Here is a 19,380-nt window from a genome sequence, read left to right as displayed (position 1 = left end):
GGTTAAATGGATTACGATCATTTTCTAATGAACTAACCGGTTCTTTACTTCACTTTCGGAATTTAAGGGGACAGGTTAGTTGCAAGGATGCTAGAGCAGAAGGAGATATTATTGAAAGATAAGGAATAAAATCAAATTTTCTACAAAGAATACTTCTATTAATTACAAATTAGGAGTGTGGATATGGAACAAACACTATATGAAAAAGTTGGCGGAGAAGAAGAGATAGCAAAAGTTGTGGACTATTTTTACTCCGAATTGGTTCTTAAAGATGAGACAGTTAATCATTTTTTTGAAAAAACGGATATGGAAAAGCAACGGAGTCATCAGACAAAATTTATTAGTTTTGCATTAGGCGGCCCAAAACAATATTCTGGACAATCCATGGCAAAGGCGCACCAAGGATTGAATCTGCAACCAGACCATTTCAATGCCATTGTCAAACATCTTAACGATGCACTTGCTCACTTTGGAGTGAATGAAGCTGACATAGATACAGCTTTGACTAAAGTTGCTTCACTAAAAGATGATATTTTGTATAAATGAATATCGATCCATCCCCCATTATCTGGGGTTTTTATTTGGATTTTTTATCCTTTTGTTACATGTTTTTGACTTCCAAAAGAATGATTTTTAAATGAAGTTGCGTTTTAAGAAAATTACAAAGACAATGACCGTTTTGTAAAATTCAGAAAAATGGAAAATATATTATTGACTTATGTCTGGAGTATTATGTATTATGTATACATAACACATATGAGAATTTAGCCAATCATATAGATTCAAGTTGTTCATATTGTAAAGACTTATCAAAAAGGACGGATTAATATGGCAGGAATTCATTTAAAACCAATCGAAAAGGAAAGAACAACACAAGATAAAGTTTATAATCAAATAAAAAAAGCCATTTTATTTGGTGGTATTACCAGTGATGAAATATTTACAGAAGTTCAATTAGCGGAAAGGTTAGATACTTCAAGAACTCCGGTAAGGGCAGCTATTCAAGATTTGGTGAAGGAAGGATTACTTGTTTCCATTCCAAGGAAGGGTTTAACTGTAAGAAAGATTACTCCAGAGGAACAGGATGAAATCTTTTTACTAAGAAGTGCTATTGAAGTTGAATCAGTGAAAAAACTAACAAAAGAAATTACATCACCTGAACAACTGAGGCTGCTTAAATTAATTCTGAAGCAGCAAGAAGAAGCATTGCAAAATGATGATGCTATTAGTTTTATTAAGCTAGACCATGAGTTTCATCTCTCTTTGACAAGACTGGCAAACTTCACCATAATAGAGCAAGTTTTGAACAATCTTCATAACCTTACTCAGCTAATGGGGTTAAAAGCAGTCAGTAAACTTGGGAGAATGAAAAATGTTTTAATGGAACATACTCAGATTATCCAGGCTTTGGAGGAGAAAAATCCCGAACTTGCTTCACAGGCGATTTTAAACCATTTGGAAAAAACAAAAGAAACATTGATTATGGTTGATAATTCCTGATTTTCCACCAAATGCTTGAAGGGAGGGATTGCTCCTAGTAAAAGGTAGTTTACTATATTTATAGTGACAAAAATTAACGGTTTTGAATAAACTTGCCTATGAAATGGAAGATTTACAGCAAGGTCAAACCAATTCTCACGTTTAGAGCAAAAGCCTTGGAGAAATTCTTCCGAATGCTTTTTCTTGGGTTTTTGCTTAGATAGTAAGTCATGGTGTTGAAAGAACCGTCTATAGTTCATTGCAAATGAAAGCGTTTACCAGTCGTTGATGTTCATAGGTAAAGAGTAGAGAATATTTAAGGGATAAACATTAAATTCACTTTGACTTTACCAACCATAATTACATGATAGGAATTGGCAAAGCCTTTAATGTATACACAATACATAATACATCATACAAAATACAATTAAGGTTCGCCTTTAAGCTGTTAAATCGTTTCTTGTTTTTAAAACATGTACTTATTCAAACATATAGGAGGAATCAGGTATGGTTAGAACAGGTAAAGAATATTTACAGACATTGAAAGATGATAGGGCAATCTACATAAATGGGGAACGAGTACAGGATGTGACGACCCACCCAGCTTTTACGGGAATTACCCAAACCATTGCAGGCTTATACGACCTAGCATGGGATGAATCTCAGAATATGACATACAAAACTGAGGACGGTACACTAGCAAATAAAATTTATATGATTCCAAGGAGTCGGGAAGAACTTGAAGAGAGAAGATTGGCGATTTCTAAATGGTCTGAAGCAACTTGTGGATTTGTCGGAAGAAGCCCTGATCACGTTGCCAGCTTTTTGGCTGCTTTTGCCAGTTCACCCGAAGTGTTTGATCGTGGAGGAGAAGGTTATGGAAATAATGTTTTGAATTTCTATAAACATGTACGAGATCAAGATCTATATGTAACATACGTTATTATTCCGCCACAAATTGATCGAAGTAAAGCAGCTCATGAGCAGGAAGATAAGTTTCTCCCAGTTGGAGTGTACGAAGAAAGGGAGGATGGAATTATTGTTCGAGGTTCTCAAATGCTCGGTACTGCATCAGCCGTATCCGATTACTTATTCGTAAGTTGCCTTACACCACTCAGACCTGGTGATGAAGATTATGCTTTGTCTTTTGTCCTGCCGATTCATGCAAAAGGATTAAAATTTTATGCGAGGCCTGGTTATGCTGAAAAATCACCAAGCACATTTGATTACCCATTGTCCTCCCGTTTTGATGAAAGTGATTCATTAGTCGTTTTTGACGATGTATTTATTCCTTGGCAAGATATTTTTGTTTACAAAAATATTGACATCGTGAGGGCTCAGTTCCATGAAACACCAGCTCACGTATTAGGCAATAATCAAGCGCAAATAAGATTTAGCAATAAATTGAAATTTTTGATTGGTGCTGCCCGAAAAGTTGCTGCTATGAATGGAATTGATAAAATCCCATCAGTCCTAGAGAAGTTAGGGGAACTCGCTTCTATTGCGGCTTCTGTAGAAGGTAATCTTTTAGCTTCGGAATATAATTGTATCATCGACAAAAACGGTGTGGCACGACCGAATCCACGTTTTCTCTATGGTGTAGTCGGTCAACAGGAAACAATCTATGCTTCCACTATTAAAATTTTACGGGAGTTATGCGGTGGAGGCGTTTTACAATTACCATCTTCATATAAAGAGCTCATCAATCCTGAAACGAAAGATGATATGTATCAATATATACGTTCTACGGGAGTTGGGGCTGAGGAGAAAATTAAACTATTTAAGTTAGTATGGGATATCATTGGTTCAGAATTCGGTGGCAGGCATCAACAGTATGAAATGTTCTATAATGGTGCACCATTCGTCACGAAGGGCTTTTCATTTAGAAATTACGGCTATGATGAGCCGGTTCAAATGGTGGATAAATTTTTAGGAAGCTATTCACTTCCCACTCAAGTGAAAGAATTAATATAAAAAATATATAGAAAAGGGTGTTGCAGAAATGAAAATTGCATCAATACAATTGGAGATTAAAGATAGTGAATCTAAATCTGCTCGCATAGATCGTGTGGAGTCAATGATTGATGGATTAAAAGGACAAGATTTAATAGTTTTACCAGAAACGTGGGCAACGGGGTACTTTTCTTTTGATCGTTATATGGACGAATCAGAAGAATTGAATGGCGATTTTGTCCAACGTTTCTCTGCAAAGGCCAAAGAAGTTAAGTCATATATATTTGCAGGTAGTTTTATAGAAAAAAATAATGGAAAATACTACAACACAAGTGTTCTATTTTCTCCGGATGGGACACTAATAGGAACCTATCGAAAAATGCATTTATTTCGTTATGGTTCAAAAGAAGGTCAAATATTGACGAGAGGAAATGAAACAACTGTAGTCGATACAGAATTCGGGAAAGTTGGCTTATCAACTTGTTATGATTTGCGATTTCCTGAATTGTACCGTGCAGAAGTGGATTTAGGAGCAGAGTTACTTCTTGTTACATCTGCTTGGCCGCATAGAAGACTGGAGCATTGGAAATTATTCAATTCAGTTCGGGCATTGGAAAACCAGTGTTTCTTGATTTCGAGTAATTGTGTTGGAAATACTAATGACGTCCTTTTAGCTGGTCATAGTCAAGTGGTTGACCCATGGGGGATTGTTGTGGCTGCTGGAGGAGATGAAGAAACTATTATTAAAACAGAGATTGATCCAGCTCAGGTTGCTAAAATTCGTGATGTATTTCCTAATTTGAAGCACCGGGTATTAGATAGGCAGGAGGAATTCAGTTGATAAATATTAATGTTTGTGGAAGAAATATTGTCGCAGACCCTAAACGATTGCTTATTGCCGGCTATACGGGAAAAGACCAGGAATCTGTAAAAAAACATATTGATGAATTGAAGGAGATCGGCGTTCCGGCTCCTCCACAAGTTCCGATGATTTACGATCTTTCAACAAATCTCATTACGACAAATAACTCAATTTCAGTTATCCAAGAAAGCAGTAGCGGAGAAGCAGAAGTGGTCATCATGAAAATTGAAGGGAAATGGTATTTAGGACTAGGCAGTGACCACACGGACCGCGGGCTTGAAAAAGTGTCTATTCAGAAATCCAAACAAGTATGCAGCAAACCTATTTCAACACAATTTTGGGCCTTGGATGACGTAAAAGATCGATGGGATGACATTGAAATGAGAAGCTGGATGATCGTCGATGGGGTGAAAAACGAGTACCAAGCAGGCAAGCTAGGAGAATTCTTGCATCCTGAAGAATTGCTCAAAATTATCGAAGAACGTGGCTATGATAGTGAGGATATGATTGTGTTTTGCGGAACATTACCGATTATAAATGGCGAATTCATTTATGGGGAAGCATTTTCAGCAGAATTATATGATCGATTAACAGATAACAAAATTCAATTGAATTATCAGGTTCATATTTTAGTGGATGCGGAGGTAGTTTGAAATGGAAAAATCAAAAATGAAAATTGATAGAAAACCAGAGTTGGAATTTGTTGAGTATAAAACCTTTGAGGCCGTTCCTTCAAAAACTGTAGAAGGTGCATCTCAACGAATCATTGCGCAGATTCCAGATACTAATGTAGCAACTCGTATCCTTGAACTGGAAGCAGGTACTGATACATCGCCTGATGGCGTGCAAGTCCATGACTTTTGGGAAGAATTATATATTATTGAAGGATCCTTAATCGATTTACGTCTAAATGAGGAATTTACAGCAGGAATGGTTGCATGCCGTCCTCCAGGGATGGAGCATGGTCCATGGAAATCACCTAATGGCTGCAGGATTTTCGAAGTTCGCTATTATGCAGATCAGAAAAAAGAAGAACATGAATTTGTCGATCATACCACTTTTGAAGCGCAGCCTTTTAGTAAAGTTAAGAGCCTTTCTGAAAGAATCATTGCTTCTGACCCTACTACAGGGGTCGCTACAAGAATTCTTCATAACGGTCCAGGGACAGATACATCTCCTAATGGCGTGCAAGTCCATGATTTTTGGGAAGAATTATATATTATTGAAGGATCTTTAATCGATTTGCGTCTAAATGAGGAATTTACAGCAGGAATGGTTGCTTGCCGCCCTCCCGGTATGGAACATGGACCGTGGAAATCACCAGATGGCTGTAAGATTTTCGAGGTCCGCTATTACTCCACGGAACAATAAAGAGGTATGTACCGGACTTCTGCATTCCTATAGCAATATGGCAATCCATCAAATGGCTTCTCGTGACATCAAACAACGAGGAGCCTTTTATCTCTGATATATTCTTCCACAGGGACCACGTGCTGAATGCTCAATTTGATAATTGGGTATCACAGGAAGCAGGTATGTGAATGTTCCGTTTGATGGATTATGTATACAGAGTTCATTACACATAAACTCTATTCGGTAAACAATGAGTGCACATTCATGAAAAGTTCAAATTGACTTAAAATGCACTCCATTAATGGTTGATTATCGACTGGGGACGAAACATGGTCCTTAGTACCAAACGGAAACAAGGTTTTTGAAGTAGTATTGCACTAAATAATATCGACTAAACATTTTAAAAGTCATTATTTTGATGACAGAGAAGGTGAAGCAAGTTGGAAGTTTTCCATTTAGCACATCCACTAAAGGAATCCCTATATCCAAGGGAGCCCCACGTAATGGCATTAGGTTTTTTTGACGGTGTTCATTTAGGTCATCAATCCTTGTTAAAGCAAACCAAGAGAATAGCCGAAAAGAACAAGCTTAAATTCACGGCAATGACCTTCGATCCACATCCAAATGAAGTAATCAAATGGGAGAAAGATTTGCGGTATTTAACTCCCCTAGCTTTAAAGATTGAAAGAATGGCTGCTTTTGGAGTGGACAAGCTTTTTGTCATAAAGTTTAATTTATCATTGGCTTCCTTACAGCCATCCGATTTTATTAAACAATATGTTTTAGGTCTTCAAGCTAAACATATAGTGGTAGGATTCGACTTTACCTTTGGAAATAAAGCTCAGGGTAATGTTGATTATTTGCAAAAAGTGAGTAAAAACAACGCCTTTGATGTAACCGTCATTTCAAAACAGGCACATAATGGAGAAAAAATAAGTTCAACTTTAATTAGAAAAATAGTAAGGGACGGAGATGTCCACCTTGTACCTTACTATATGGGACATCAATTAGAAGTTAAAGGCTTTGTTTATATTTCAAATAGACATAAACATGAGAAAAAGAAAAAATCGGAAATTCATATTGAAAATAAGTATATCCTGCCAGCACCAGGTGTATATCGTGTAGAAATCAAAAACGGGAACAAAGCTTGTCAGGGGTTATTTATAAGATATGGGTCCAGCAAGAGGAATGATGAAATAAGCGGTCAAATTATAGAAATGCTGAAGGGAGGTGTTGCCGAAGAGTTGACAGTTAAATTCTTAAACAAGATACCCTTTGGGTCAATGCCTGAGTATAGTTCAAATTTTAAGGAGGTTATAAAATGATGGATGATAGAAATTTTAGAAACGCTATGGGGAAATTTGCAACAGGCGTAACAGTACTTACAACATATTTAGAAGATGAAGTACATGGTATGACGGCGAATGCATTTATGTCGGTTTCCCTTAATCCAAGATTGGTTTTAATATCCATAGGCGAAAAAGCCAGAATGCTAGATAAAATTAATGAATCTGGAAAGTTTGCTGTAAATATATTGTCAGAAGCTCAAAAAGAGTTATCCATGCACTTTGCGGGGCAGATTAAAGAAAACCGTCAGATTCAATTTGGCTGGATAAATGAACTCCCAGTAATAAAAAATGCTTTAGCAAACATCGTATGTAAGGTCCATAGTAAACAAATAGCTGGGGACCACACACTCTTTATTGGAGAAGTAACTGAACTCGTCATTAGCGAAGGGGCACCACTGGCCTTTTATGAAGGGAAATACGGCAAAATACTCAGCTAAGCTGTTTAAGGCGGAAAATTATTATTTAAGTTTGATCATTAAAGTTATGTTGAAAAGTTACGAATCCGAACGTGGAGCTTACTGGTTCCTTAATAGACTGTAAAGCTTTCTTGAGAGGGTCTTGTTTTGTTTAGGAGGGGAAACTCATGCAAAGCAAAAATAAGACGGCCGTCAGATCAATGGAAATCCTTAATCTTTTTTTTACGCATTCAATGTTAAGTTTAAATGAAATCGCAAATATTTCAGGGATACCGAAAACATCTGTTTATCGAATGGTCATGTCACTTGAAGAGATGGGTCTTCTCGATAAGGGGAGAGATGGAAAATATTCACTTGGCCTGTTATTTCTTCAGTTCGGCCATTTGGTAGCCGAACGGCTTGATATTCGGCAGGTAGCTTTGCCGATAATGCAAAAACTGCATGACAAGGTAGGGGAAGCTGTTAATCTCGTCGTACAAGATGGCAAAGAGGCCATCTATATCGAAAGACTGGATACAAAACAGCGTGTTAGGCTTAATACGGCAATTGGCCGGAGAACTCCGCTTTATGCCGGAGCGTGTTCTCGTGTCATTCTCGCTTTTCAGCCGCAGTATGAGCGCGAACAATATTTAGAGCAAATCGAACTGAAGTCGATTGCTTCTGGAACGATCACTGATAAAGAGAGACTTCGGATTCTTCTAGAAGAATCTCGGAAAACGGGATATACGGTCAGTCACTCGGAACTTGAAAATTATATATCTGCAGTAGCCGCTCCTATTTTTAATGACAAAGGTTATATCATTGCGGGGATCAGTGTTACTGGTCTTGAGGTGGGTTACCGAAACGAGTTGTTGCCTCCATTGGTTGAAAAAGTGAAGAGTGCAGCCCTCGAGATTTCACGGGAATTTGGATATGCCGATAATGAAGCTGAATATGTCCACGGTTGAGAGATCAATTCCGATAGTCTTTATGCTTTTTCACAAGAACGATTATTGCCCTTATTGACGGCTTTGTATAATGTATTGTGTATACACAATACATTATACATAATACTTATGGATTTGGGCGCTCATTAACTGGATATTCCAGCTGATGACGATGTATCTTACAGGCAAAACTAAAGAAGGGGAAAGGGGTAGAATTTGACCTCGCATATAAGGAGCAAAGTAAGCGAATGGCAGGAGGTCAGACTCTCTATATCAGGAAGTAACCTAGTTCTTCATTAATGATGGTGCACCTTTAACCTTCTATTAATAATCAGCAAGCCATCCACATCCAAGAATCCACATCCAGGAAAGTAACTAATCCGGAGGTGTGTTAAATTGAGTGGGAAAAAGAAACTGGACAAGAAATCAAAAAAGATATTATTAGCGAGTTTACTTGGCAGTACCATTGAATTTTATGATTTCTTTCTTTATGGAACCGTTGCTGCACTTGTATTTAATAAACTGTATTTTCCTAATGATGATCCGTTTGTAAGTTTATTGCTTGCTTATGCATCATTTGGCATCACTTTTTTTATACGACCTCTTGGAGGGCTTGTATTTAGTCATTTGGGAGACAAGTTTGGCAGGAAAAATACTCTCGTGCTTTCACTTTTATTAATGGGAGTTTCTACCGTCTGTATTGGACTTCTTCCAACATATAGCATGATAGGGCTTTGGGCACCAATTCTCCTTGTTTTCTTTCGTCTCGTTCAAGGTATCGGGCTTGGCGGAGAATGGGGGGGAGCGATACTCCTGGCGGTTGAATCTGCGCCTAAAGAAAGACGTGGCTTTTTTGGAAGCTTTCCTGCAATGGGTATCCCTCTTGGGATGTTACTTGGGACATTTTCCATTTCATTAATGAGTTTACTTCCAGAATCACAATTTCTATCATGGGGATGGAGAGTGCCATTTGTCCTAAGTGCGATTTTGGTTGTTATTGGTATTTGGATAAGAAAAGGGATTGAGGAAACATCGGCCTTCAAAGAAGAGATAGAAAAAGGAAACGTCGTAAAAATCCCACTCTTTGAGACACTGCGATATCATTGGAGAGCGGTATTGATTTCTTTAGGTGCAAAATGTGTTGAAGTGGGCCCGTTCTATTTATTTTCTACATTTTTCATATCCTATGCTACGGAAACACAAGGTTTTTCAAGGACTACAGCTTTAAATGTAGTTACGGTGGCAACAGTCGTTACAGCGATTTGCATGCCATTTATGGGAATGTTATCTGATAAAATTGGTCGTAAACGTGTTTTTCTTATTGGTACCATCGGAATAACTCTTTTTGCTTTTCCATACTTTTATTTATTTTCCTTACAATCCACTCCCTGGTTATACGTTATTTCAATAGTGGGCTTAGGAATACTTTGGCCTCCAATTGCGGCGACTATCGGGACAATGTTTACTGAAATGTTTAGTACGAATGTTGGTTATACAGGAATAACGCTTGGTTATCAAACAGGCTCTGCATTATTTGGTGGAACGGCCCCAATGATTGCGACTATATTAGTGGGCGCCTACAATAATTCTTGGATTCCGCTTGCTTCATTTTTAGTATTTCTTTGTATCGCATCTCTTATCTCAGTATTATTTGTCCGCAATAGTCAAAGTGAAAGTAACCCTTTCTCTGAAAAAAGGACACTAGATGATAAGGATACAGATAATCAAATAAGCGGGTAATGGATTGTCTTACTAAGAGGGAAATAGATTGATCTTTAAAAATGGTGACGTTTTCACAGTTAATGGAGAGCGGCTGAGGTAGGGAAGCCTTCAGATATCGCTCTCTTTAATTGAAGTCCCTTGAAGTGTTTGCGGCAGAAGGTACCATTAATGTGCTATGAACACGTAGACTCTGTTCGGCGAGGGCATTAGTAAAATAATAAACGGCCCAGCTAATTTTTTTCCATTAATATATGACCTAATGAATAGATATTTCTTACATATCCGATAGTGGGCGCCGAGGACGGCTAGCTGAAGAAGAAAAGTATTGAATAATGGGTCGCCATATCCCGTCACTGGACGACTGATTATGCAATATTAAATAATTGATGTAGAATTGCATAAACCTTTTAATTAACCGAATAATCTGTATATTGAAATTGTTGGAAAAATACGATTAATCCCCACTTGGTATGGTATTTGCATATAAGTTAATTAATCACGAATAAGGGTGGAGTGATACATGGAGAATGCAAAGTTAAAACGTTCGTTAACAGTATTTCCTTTAGTGCTATTTGGATTGGCCTATATGGCACCTACAACAGTTTTTTCTACTTATGGAGTTGTTGCGGAAATAACGAAAGGGATGGTGCCGGCTGCTTATATCATAGCTTTGGTTGGTATGTTGTTTACAGCCTATAGTTATGGTCAAATGGTCAAGGCCTACCCTGTTGCCGGTTCTGCTTATACATTTACTCAAAAGGCCCTTAATCCTCACCTTGGATTCTTAGTGGGATGGGTCATCCTATTGGACTATTTATTTTTGCCAATGATCAATGGATTATTGATCGCCATTTACTTAAACGCGTATTTTCCATCCGTTCCTTTTTCCGTCTGGTTAATTGCCTTTGTCATTTTAATCACCGCTGTAAATATAATTGGAGTGAAAATAGCAACAAAAATAAATCTATTATTAGTTGCCTTTCAATTTTTAATAATCGTTATATTTACATTCCTCTCGATTAAAGGGGTACTTAACGGAATGGGTTCAGGAACATTATTCATGAGTTCTCCATTCGTGAATGGCGATATACCGCTATCTTTAGTATTGGCAGGATCCTCCATTTTATGTTTATCTTTTTTAGGATTTGACGCTGTTACCACATTTTCGGAGGAGACCATTAATCCTAAAAAAATGATACCAAAGGCCATTTTCCTCGTCGCATTAATAGGAGGAGGTCTGTTTGTCACCATCTCATACATCAGTCACCTTGTTTACCCAAATTTCCAAGCCTTTAAAGATCCAGATTCCGCATCCTTGGAAATTGCCATGTACATCGGGGGTCATTTATTTCAATCTATTTTTCTAGCAGGATACATTACCGGTGGGCTGGCTTCCGGTTTATCAGCTCATGCAAGTGTTTCGCGGCTTTTGTATGCGATGGGGAGAGATGGAGTTCTTCCAAAGAAAATATTTGGTCAAATTCATCCAAAATTTCAAACTCCAACACACAACATCATCTTAGTTGGTATTTTTGCTTTATCTGCTTTATTTGTTGATTTAGTGACAGCATCATCCTTTATTAACTTTGGGGCGCTTGTTGCATTTACATTTGTCAATCTCTCGGTTATTTCCCATTATTTTATTAGAGAAAAACAGCGAAACGGAATTAATGCATTGAAATACCTAATATTGCCGCTGATTGGTACGAGCTTCACAATTTGGTTATGGACCAGTCTTGATTCAAAGGCACTCTTACTCGGACTAGGGTGGTTCGGAATAGGTGTCATCATGCTGCTTTCAAATACGAAAATGTTTAGTAAGCGGCCGCCAGAGCTTTCCATTGATAGTGCGATTGAAAAAGAAATTAAAGCATAAAAGCTTTATGCATCAAGGAGGATAATAATGGTAAATGCAGACATCATTCTTTCTGGTCAACATGTTTTTACTGGATTACAAGATGAGCCTATACAGGCAGCTATCGCTATTAAAGATAATAAAATGATTAAAATCGGTTCTAAAGAAGATATAATGTCATTCCTTGGAGATCAAACAAAGGTGTATGACTTCGAAGAGGGGCTGATCATTCCGGGATTTCATGATTTTCATATGCACATTATGATGGGAAGCATTTTACAGAAGGATAGTGCCAAATTATTTGATGCAGCTTCAGAAGAAGATGCAGCCAAAATAGTAGCCGAATTTGCAGAAACGAGACCAAATGATGAGTGGATATTCGGTGTTGGCTGGGATCATACCAATTGGAAGAATAAAGTGCTGCCACATAGAACAACACTGGATAAATATATTTGTGATCGTCCCGTTTTATTATTCAATGCAGAAGTGCATTACGCATGGATCAATAGTAAAGCGATGGAAATGATCCAATTAACGAAGGATACCCCAGATCCGGAATATGGAGAAATTGGAAAAGATGAAAATGGGGAACTGACAGGCCTTCTATTTGAACAGGCAATTGGGTATGCATCAGAACATGCATACAAATTGCCGAAAGAAAAACGTGTAAACCTATTCCAAGATTTTCTTAATGAAACAAAAAGGTTGGGAATCACATCCGTTAATGATTTATACGGAGCTAAAATTGCTCCGAATCCATTAGACGACCTTGAAATTTTTAAGGAATTTGAGAGAGAAGGGTTACTAACAACCAGAATTCACTTTTCGCCGGAGTTAAAAATGGATGTAGCTCCCGCCAAGGAATTACAAAAAAATTATCAGTCAGACAAGCTTACCTTTTCTGGATTAAAACAATTTATAGATGGTGTCGTGACTAGTCATACTGCTTTTTTATTGGATCATTACAAAGACCGTCCTGAAACAAAAGGCGGGACCACCTATCCAGCTGAAACAATTAAACAATTAGTAAAAAAGGCAGATAAGGAAAAATTTCAAATTCGTTTCCATGCTATTGGTAACGGTGCTGTCCGCTTAGCATTGGATGCATTTGAAGAAGCGAGAAACGTAAATGGGGTAAGAGATGCCAGACATGTCATTGAACATGTGGAGGTATTGCATCCAGACGATGTTCATCGCTTTAAGGAATTAAATGTAATCGCCTCATTTCAACCTAAACATATTGAATTAATGGAAAGTGAGGCATATACGGCCAGAATCAGTGAAAAACAACAACCACTCTATTATCCTATCAAAACACTCGTGGATACTGGTGCAAAAATTGCCTTTGGTACAGATTTTCCTGTAGTGCCCCTAAATCCCATGATGGGCATTTATCAGGCAATCACGAGAAAAGATCTAACCGGGAAGGCGTGGCAAGAGTCGGAAGGAGTAACATTAGCACAAGCGTTAAAGTATTACACGGCTACACCGGCATTCGGGTCTTTCAGGGAAAAGGAATTAGGCACATTGGAAGCAGGGAAGATAGCGGATATCGCAGTATTAAATAAAAATTTATTTAGCATATCAACAGAGGAAATTCTTGAAACAGAAGTGAAGATGACGATCATGGATGGAAAGATCGTATATGAAAACCAGGTCATCACAACTGTATAAGATAAAAAATGATAAAAAGGAAGGTAGTGAGAAAATGTCAAAAGTGAAAGTTGGGCTAATTCAAATTCATTGCGGAGAATTCATTGCTGAAAATATTCAAAAAACGATAGAGAAAATAAAAGAAACAGTAAATAAAGGTGCACAAATCGTTTGCTTACAGGAATTATTTTCTTCGCAATATTTTCCGCAAACGGTTAGCGTGAAAAATTATGATTTAGCAGAAGATGTAGATAGTGGTACATTGGCCGCAATGGGTGAATTAGCTAAGGAATTGGCCATTGTCTTGATTGTCCCTTTTTACGAAAGAGCAGGTGCTGGTATTTATTTTAATAGTGCAGCTGTATTTGATGCTGATGGGGAATGTTTAGGGATTACAAGAAAAAATCATATTCCGGATGGTCCCCAGTATCATGAAAAATATTATTTCGTTCCAGGCAATACTGGATATCCTGTCTATGAAACGGCTTATGGAAAAATAGGAGTTGGGATTTGCTGGGATGAGTGGTATCCAGAAGTTGCCCGAATTTTGAGCTTACAAGGTGCAGAAATATTATTCTATCCTTCTGCTATTGGTTCAGAGCCAGATCATCCCGAGATATCAACAAGATCATCCTGGGAAAAGGCAATTTCCGCTCATGGCATTTCTAATGGTGTATTTGTTGCTGCGACAAATCGAGTGGGCCAGGAAAAGGACATGAATTTTTACGGCGGTTCATTCATTAGCGATACATTCGGGAATATTTTAGCTTCACTTGATGAGGAAGAAGGAATTATTGTCCAAGAAATTGATTTAAAAGAAATAGAAGAGACTAGAAAAATTCTGCAATTCTTTAGAGACCGTCGTGTCGATACATACGGCCCTATATTACAAAAAGAAATACTACCGACCCCATCCCCTTCAAAAAAGGGAACAAACAAAGCGCTGTTTAGATAGTCATTAAAAAGTAATGCATGTGTTTTCTCTTGGGAGGTCCGTACCCATCAAGCTAATTCTGTTTTTAAAAAGTAGGGATTGCTGTCTTATTTTACGCTTACCACATCGTAATTAAGGCTGTGCAATCCTTCTTCTCAAAATTTGGTATACTTCGCCTGAAATTTAAACGAACGATTGTTGGTGGACACGTTGTTTATGTTCAGGCGAATACATTAGTAAAATAATAACCGTTTCTGCTAACTGCGTAACAAATTATGCAATGGAAATAATGGAGTTCAGTCGATTATAGCGGAATATATTTAAAAGAAATAGCAGGTGGGACTACCTGTTATTTCTTTTTTGCCAACTGTGAGTTATGCCTTTAAAGGTATAGCGTTTTTGTTTTTACAAGCAGCTTTTTCAAAATTTAAAATAAAATAGAATGAATGAGATAAAAATGTGTCAATAAAGGGTGAAACGGTAAATGGATAAACTACCTCGATTCAAATTAGCGTCATAAGTGAGCCTCCAGTAGCACCGATTATCACTATAAACCAAGCAGGCAATTTCCAGTACACAAGCATACTAAATAAGATGGCAGCAAAAGCAAAGTCTATAGGAGCTGAGATGGAGCTGGTCCAAATGGGATTATAAAAAGCCGCAATCAAGATGCCTACAACTGCTGCATTAACTCCCATTAATGCCCCTTTAACTTTAGGATTACGGCGTAATGTGTCCCAAAATGGCAATGTCCCTAGTATAAGAAGAAATGCAGGTAAGAAAATAGCAATTGTTGCTAATAAGCCACCTTGCCATCCATTTATCACGGCACCTATGTACGCTGCAAACGTAAATAACGGACCCGGTACAGCTTGTGTTGCACCATACCCGGCAAGAAATGCCTCTTTCTCTAGCCATCCAGTAGGGACAAATTCACGTTCAAGCAATGGCAAGACTACATGTCCACCACCAAACACTAAAGAACCAGACCGATAAAAGCTGTCAAACAGAGCAATCCAATTTGATGAAGTAACCTCTCGTAAAATTGGAAGTAGAAACAGTAATCCGAAAAATAAAACTAAACTAACAAAACCGATACCACGCGAAATCGGAAAATGAACGGTAGATTCATAACTTTCGTCGTGTTGTTTATAAATTAGAAAACCAATAAATGCGGCCAGTATAATAATACCAACTTGCACATAGGCAGTCTGCCAAATCAAGGTCCCAACCAAGGCTATTAATGCAATTGTCTTTCTCTTTATATCTGGAGTTAAATTTTTTGACATCCCCAAAATGGCGTGTGCAACTACTGCTACTGCTACTATTTTTAATCCGTGGATCCAGCCTGCATTTGAAACATCCATTCCTTTGAAAAATGATGCTAATATTACTAACGCTATCACCGAAGGCAGTGTAAAACCAAGGAAAGCTAAAATTCCACCGAAGAAACCTCCCCGCATAACTCCGACTCCAATTCCAACCTGACTGCTAGCTGGACCAGGCAAGAATTGACACAAAGCAACTAAATCAGCATAGCTTTTTTCATCCATCCATTTTCTTCGTCTAACATACTCATCATGAAAGTAACTTAAATGTGCTATTGGCCCACCAAACGATGTTAAACCAAGCCTTGTTGAAACTAATAGTATTTCAATCAGTGACTTAAAACTTCTGTTTGTTTTGTTTTGATCCACTAAAATAGTCCTCCTATTATTTAAGTTCATAAGCTTTCTTTCCGGCTTCCATAAATATTTCCTTTTTCAGTGGTCGAATAAATAATTTTCTTATTTTCCCATCGACGTTTCGTTCCTCATTTATTAAAAGTCCATCAGATTCCATTGTGTATAAAGTACCTGAATTGACGGTTTATCCATGGCATTTTAGTTCTTCGAACATCCAAAGACCAAAATCGATTATTATAATGAAGTATACTATTTAGACATATTTAGTTTCTAATTCCAACAATTAATTTACACACTCTTAATATTTTCTCAAGTTAATCTTGTTTATCAAAAAGTTGAAACGTCTACAACTTTTAGTGTTTAGGTAAATCCATAATGAAGTTCATTACCGGAAGCTGATCAGCAGCTTCTTTTCTTTTGGAGAAAAAAAGCAGTATTTAAAAAGATGAGGTATTTAACACTTAGCGTACTCTTTTTTTTGTTAAGTGAGACGGTTAGCTAAGAACAATATGGGAAATACTAAGAGAATGAAATTCTTACCGAATTTTCAGAAAAATGCATTGACGGGAAATTAAGGTTGTTATATATTATTAATAAGTTAAATTTATTGTTATATAACAGAAGGAGGAATCTAGATGATGAACATTTATGATAAAGCTTATGAAAGTTATTTAAAGATTTGTGAAAGGTATGAAATCGAGTCAATAAACATTGACCATTTCATCAAAAATTTAACTAAAGATCAGTTGGATGAATACAGTAAATTAGCCGTTTAAACGAAAGGACGTGATTGCAAAGATGGACCTCCCGGTTGATGTAGATGTAGAAGCCAGTTAGAAACCCCACCAGTTGCTATGAACAGGTGGGGTTTTGTCATGTGTTTTAAGAGCTTATTTTTAATTAATAGGATAACTCGGCAGTTGCACAGATATGTTTTGGCGATTTATACTCGCGATGGCCCTCTTTATTTGTTGTTGAGCACTTTAATAGCTCGCCCGAAGAGAAAGGTTACTATCAATATGTTCATCGTATTCATGGTCATGTTTGCGAAAGAACCTTCTTTTGTTCGAGGACGTGTATAGGATAAAGCCATTATGGTTTCTTTGTTAAATAGGCAGCTTGTAATTGCTGGTGTTTTATAAACTGCATCTGCTCTTATAAAACCAAAACAATAAAATATCAATCACTTTTACATTATTAGTAAAAGAGTGGGTGAAAATATAAAATTCAGAATTTTCTTGAAATGAGTTCATACGCATGTTAGAATTCATTTCAGGTAAGAATATTATAAATAAGATGTTATTGGAATTATGGTGAAACTCTGTTCCCTAATAAACAACGAAAAACCAATAATGAAGGATTAAAGGATTTATGTAGGGAATACAGTCTACGGGAATTTGAAACATTAAACGACGCCTTCTTACATATTACCTTAAAACATCATGAATCAGTGCAATGATTGTTATACATTTCGACATAACTAATCATTCTTTTTATACAAATTTTTTTGGTTATAGTAAGAAACGATGTTGCTTATTGAGAAACTATGAGTGCCGATTAAACATCTTCAGTTTTAATATTCTTCAAATCTATTTATAAGGGGGTGAGTAAGTTGATTTGAAGTGCTTCATTGGACGGGAAATAATATGTAATAAAATTAGTTTACAGCAATAAAAGTTATGCGATGTAAATATGCTAATGATTTATTTTTTGGTATGGAAGAAATGTAAGCGCTTATATAAACCTTGTCAGTTGGTAATGTCCCGTGTTTTAGACTGTAACATCGTACCTAGTTTAGAAAAGGCACAACTTTACATGAGGAGGTTTTTGTTTAATGAACAAACAACTTCAGCTGAAAAAGAAATCTAAATGGAAAGTTCGTTATACTGTCTTATTCGTATTATGGTTATGTTGGCTGTTTTCTTTCCTGGATCGAATGGTTACCACTATTGCATTGCCTTATATTGGTGAAGATCTTAATTTAACGGCTACAGCTCAAGGTTTACTGTTAAGTATTTTCTTTGCGGGGTATGCGCTGTTCCAAATTCCGGGCGGGATGTTATCAGATAAATTTGGCTTTCGTCGTGTGATGAGCATTGCGATTGTTTGGTGGTCAATTTTCACATCATTGACTGGTTTGATTTTTTCTTATCCACTTATGTTACTCATTCGATTTGTATTCGGTTTAGGTGAGGCATGTTTACCAGGTGCTGCTTACAAAGGGATAGCTAATTATTTTCCCAGTAAGCAACGCGGGACAGCTACAGGAATTCAGTCAACAGTTAATACGTTGGGACCGGCTATTGCTGTTATTGCTGCTGCAGCAATTATTGGGGCATTTGGATGGCGTACAGTGTTTATCGTAATGGGTATTCCGGGCATTATACTCGGCCTGTATATCTGGTTTAAATTCAAGGATAATCCGAAAGATCATCCTAAAATGACGAAAGAAGAGCTTGCAGAATTAGAGGAAGACATTGATACTGAAAAATCGAAAGAAGAAAAGAAATCAGGAGTTTCCTTTAAGGAACTTTTAAGAAAACCAATTTTATGGCAAATGGCGCTTATTTGGTTCTTCTTTGATATTACTTTCTGGGGCTTCACTTCTTGGCTCCCATCTTATCTGATAAATGTTAGAGGGCTTTCTTTAATGGATACTGGCATTTTCAGTGCCTTACCGTATTTAGTAGGTACAGTCTCCATTGTTCTTGGTGGGTACTTGTCAGATAAAGTAAAAGGAAAGAGAAAATGGGTGTTCATCCCTAATGCTGTAATTGGTGGGTTGGCATTATTATTAATGCTTCAAGCTTCTTCCACTGCAATGGTCATTACGTATCAATGTGTTGCAGCCTTCTTCATGTTCTTGGCTCAAGGAGCATTCTGGGGTCTGGTAGTTGACACACTGCCTGCGAAAATAATGGCTGCAGGCTCATCTACTGTTAACTGTTTCGGATCAATTGCAGGATTTATCGCCCCGTTTTTAATGGGATATATGATTGAAAGCAGCGGTGGTTCTTACAATTCATCTTTCATATTAATGATTGCAGCCATCATTATAGCAGCAATCATCGCCCTAACGATTGGCAATGATACCGAAAAAGAAGATTCGGTGAATGCAGAGAAAATGATAGAGGCTTAATTTGAATTGCCAATTTATCAGTAAGTAAATGGATTCATTTATCTTTGTTGAGAA

16 protein-coding genes are annotated in these 19,380 nt (G+C 37.3%); 15 read left to right on the top strand and 1 reads right to left on the bottom strand.

What is annotated here, in order from left to right; translation table 11 throughout:
* Positions 1-183: 183 nt before the first annotated feature.
* From ADA55_RS26760 to ADA55_RS26695, 13 genes are all read left to right on the top strand, one after another.
* The gene (locus ADA55_RS26760; RefSeq protein ID WP_048689667.1) at positions 184-546 is read left to right on the top strand and encodes a group I truncated hemoglobin; all 363 of its coding nucleotides are present in this window, start codon (positions 184-186) and stop codon (positions 544-546) included.
* Between the two features lie 282 nt (positions 547-828).
* Entirely contained in the window at positions 829-1,500 is a 672-nt protein-coding gene (locus ADA55_RS26755) for a GntR family transcriptional regulator (RefSeq protein WP_048689664.1), read from the top strand.
* A gap of 486 nt (positions 1,501-1,986) precedes the next feature.
* Positions 1,987-3,453 carry a 4-hydroxyphenylacetate 3-hydroxylase family protein gene (locus ADA55_RS26750; RefSeq protein ID WP_048689660.1) on the top strand — a complete coding sequence of 489 codons (1,467 nt, stop codon included), beginning with the start codon at positions 1,987-1,989 and terminating at the stop codon, positions 3,451-3,453.
* A gap of 28 nt (positions 3,454-3,481) precedes the next feature.
* Positions 3,482-4,273: a carbon-nitrogen family hydrolase gene (locus ADA55_RS26745; RefSeq protein WP_048689657.1), complete on the top strand. Its 792-nt coding sequence runs from the start codon at positions 3,482-3,484 to the stop codon at positions 4,271-4,273.
* Positions 4,270-4,947, top strand: a complete 678-nt coding sequence (locus ADA55_RS26740) for a DUF2848 family protein (protein WP_194719360.1) — start codon at positions 4,270-4,272, stop codon at positions 4,945-4,947. Before ADA55_RS26745 ends, ADA55_RS26740 begins: the two co-directional genes overlap by 4 nt.
* 1 nt (position 4,948) lies before the next feature.
* A complete protein-coding gene (locus ADA55_RS29775) occupies positions 4,949-5,665 on the top strand; it encodes a hypothetical protein (RefSeq protein WP_105718789.1) in 717 nt (238 codons plus the stop codon).
* 485 nt (positions 5,666-6,150) lie between these two features.
* Positions 6,151-6,972, top strand: a complete 822-nt coding sequence (locus tag ADA55_RS26725) for an FAD synthetase family protein (RefSeq protein ID WP_048689654.1) — start codon at positions 6,151-6,153, stop codon at positions 6,970-6,972.
* Positions 6,972-7,433, top strand: a complete 462-nt coding sequence (locus tag ADA55_RS26720) for a flavin reductase family protein (protein WP_048689908.1) — start codon at positions 6,972-6,974, stop codon at positions 7,431-7,433. Before ADA55_RS26725 ends, ADA55_RS26720 begins: the two co-directional genes overlap by 1 nt.
* A gap of 146 nt (positions 7,434-7,579) precedes the next feature.
* Positions 7,580-8,359 (top strand): IclR family transcriptional regulator, encoded by a 780-nt coding sequence (locus ADA55_RS26715; RefSeq protein WP_048689651.1) that lies wholly within the window; start codon positions 7,580-7,582, stop codon positions 8,357-8,359.
* A 375-nt stretch (positions 8,360-8,734) separates the two neighbouring features.
* Positions 8,735-10,078 (top strand): MFS transporter, encoded by a 1,344-nt coding sequence (locus ADA55_RS26710; protein ID WP_226990554.1) that lies wholly within the window; start codon positions 8,735-8,737, stop codon positions 10,076-10,078.
* Between the two features lie 502 nt (positions 10,079-10,580).
* A complete protein-coding gene (locus ADA55_RS26705) occupies positions 10,581-11,936 on the top strand; it encodes an APC family permease (RefSeq protein WP_048689647.1) in 1,356 nt (451 codons plus the stop codon).
* Between the two features lie 27 nt (positions 11,937-11,963).
* Positions 11,964-13,589, top strand: coding sequence for an amidohydrolase (locus tag ADA55_RS26700; RefSeq protein WP_048689642.1), 1,626 nt, complete (start codon positions 11,964-11,966; stop codon positions 13,587-13,589).
* A gap of 34 nt (positions 13,590-13,623) precedes the next feature.
* Positions 13,624-14,523 carry a carbon-nitrogen hydrolase gene (locus tag ADA55_RS26695; RefSeq protein ID WP_048689900.1) on the top strand — a complete coding sequence of 300 codons (900 nt, stop codon included), beginning with the start codon at positions 13,624-13,626 and terminating at the stop codon, positions 14,521-14,523.
* Between the two features lie 482 nt (positions 14,524-15,005).
* On the opposite strand, the gene ADA55_RS26690 is transcribed toward ADA55_RS26695, so the two are convergent.
* Positions 15,006-16,229 (bottom strand): chromate transporter, encoded by a 1,224-nt coding sequence (locus tag ADA55_RS26690; RefSeq protein WP_048689638.1) that lies wholly within the window; start codon positions 16,227-16,229, stop codon positions 15,006-15,008.
* A 593-nt stretch (positions 16,230-16,822) separates the two neighbouring features.
* On the opposite strand from ADA55_RS26690, the gene ADA55_RS30190 reads away from it, so the two are divergent.
* Entirely contained in the window at positions 16,823-16,963 is a 141-nt protein-coding gene (locus ADA55_RS30190; RefSeq protein ID WP_153246179.1) for a hypothetical protein, read from the top strand.
* A gap of 1,058 nt (positions 16,964-18,021) precedes the next feature.
* Positions 18,022-19,326: an MFS transporter gene (locus ADA55_RS26675; protein ID WP_048689630.1), complete on the top strand. Its 1,305-nt coding sequence runs from the start codon at positions 18,022-18,024 to the stop codon at positions 19,324-19,326.
* Positions 19,327-19,380 lie beyond the last annotated feature (54 nt).

Source organism: Bacillus sp. 220_BSPC (assembly GCF_001054655.1).
Taxonomy (GTDB): Bacteria; Bacillota; Bacilli; order Bacillales; family DSM-1321; genus Peribacillus; species Peribacillus frigoritolerans.
Note: the sequence above shows the minus strand (reverse complement) of the source record. Positions and strands in the feature narration are given on the sequence as shown.

Bases quoted from the DNA above. Each gene is read 5' to 3' on its own strand.
- ADA55_RS29775 (WP_105718789.1), top strand. From the start codon at position 4,949: ATGGAAAAATCAAAAATGAAAATTGATAGAAAACCAGAGTTGGAATTT.
- ADA55_RS30190 (WP_153246179.1), top strand. From the start codon at position 16,823: ATGATGAACATTTATGATAAAGCTTATGAAAGTTATTTAAAGATTTGT.
- ADA55_RS26760 (WP_048689667.1), top strand. From the start codon at position 184: ATGGAACAAACACTATATGAAAAAGTTGGCGGAGAAGAAGAGATAGCA.
- ADA55_RS26745 (WP_048689657.1), top strand. From the start codon at position 3,482: ATGAAAATTGCATCAATACAATTGGAGATTAAAGATAGTGAATCTAAA.
- ADA55_RS26695 (WP_048689900.1), top strand. From the start codon at position 13,624: ATGTCAAAAGTGAAAGTTGGGCTAATTCAAATTCATTGCGGAGAATTC.
- ADA55_RS26705 (WP_048689647.1), top strand. From the start codon at position 10,581: ATGGAGAATGCAAAGTTAAAACGTTCGTTAACAGTATTTCCTTTAGTG.
- ADA55_RS26715 (WP_048689651.1), top strand. From the start codon at position 7,580: ATGCAAAGCAAAAATAAGACGGCCGTCAGATCAATGGAAATCCTTAAT.
- ADA55_RS26750 (WP_048689660.1), top strand. From the start codon at position 1,987: ATGGTTAGAACAGGTAAAGAATATTTACAGACATTGAAAGATGATAGG.
- ADA55_RS26700 (WP_048689642.1), top strand. From the start codon at position 11,964: ATGGTAAATGCAGACATCATTCTTTCTGGTCAACATGTTTTTACTGGA.
- ADA55_RS26725 (WP_048689654.1), top strand. From the start codon at position 6,151: ATGGCATTAGGTTTTTTTGACGGTGTTCATTTAGGTCATCAATCCTTG.
- ADA55_RS26690 (WP_048689638.1), bottom strand. From the start codon at position 16,229: ATGAACTTAAATAATAGGAGGACTATTTTAGTGGATCAAAACAAAACA.
- ADA55_RS26720 (WP_048689908.1), top strand. From the start codon at position 6,972: ATGGATGATAGAAATTTTAGAAACGCTATGGGGAAATTTGCAACAGGC.
- ADA55_RS26675 (WP_048689630.1), top strand. From the start codon at position 18,022: ATGAACAAACAACTTCAGCTGAAAAAGAAATCTAAATGGAAAGTTCGT.
- ADA55_RS26755 (WP_048689664.1), top strand. From the start codon at position 829: ATGGCAGGAATTCATTTAAAACCAATCGAAAAGGAAAGAACAACACAA.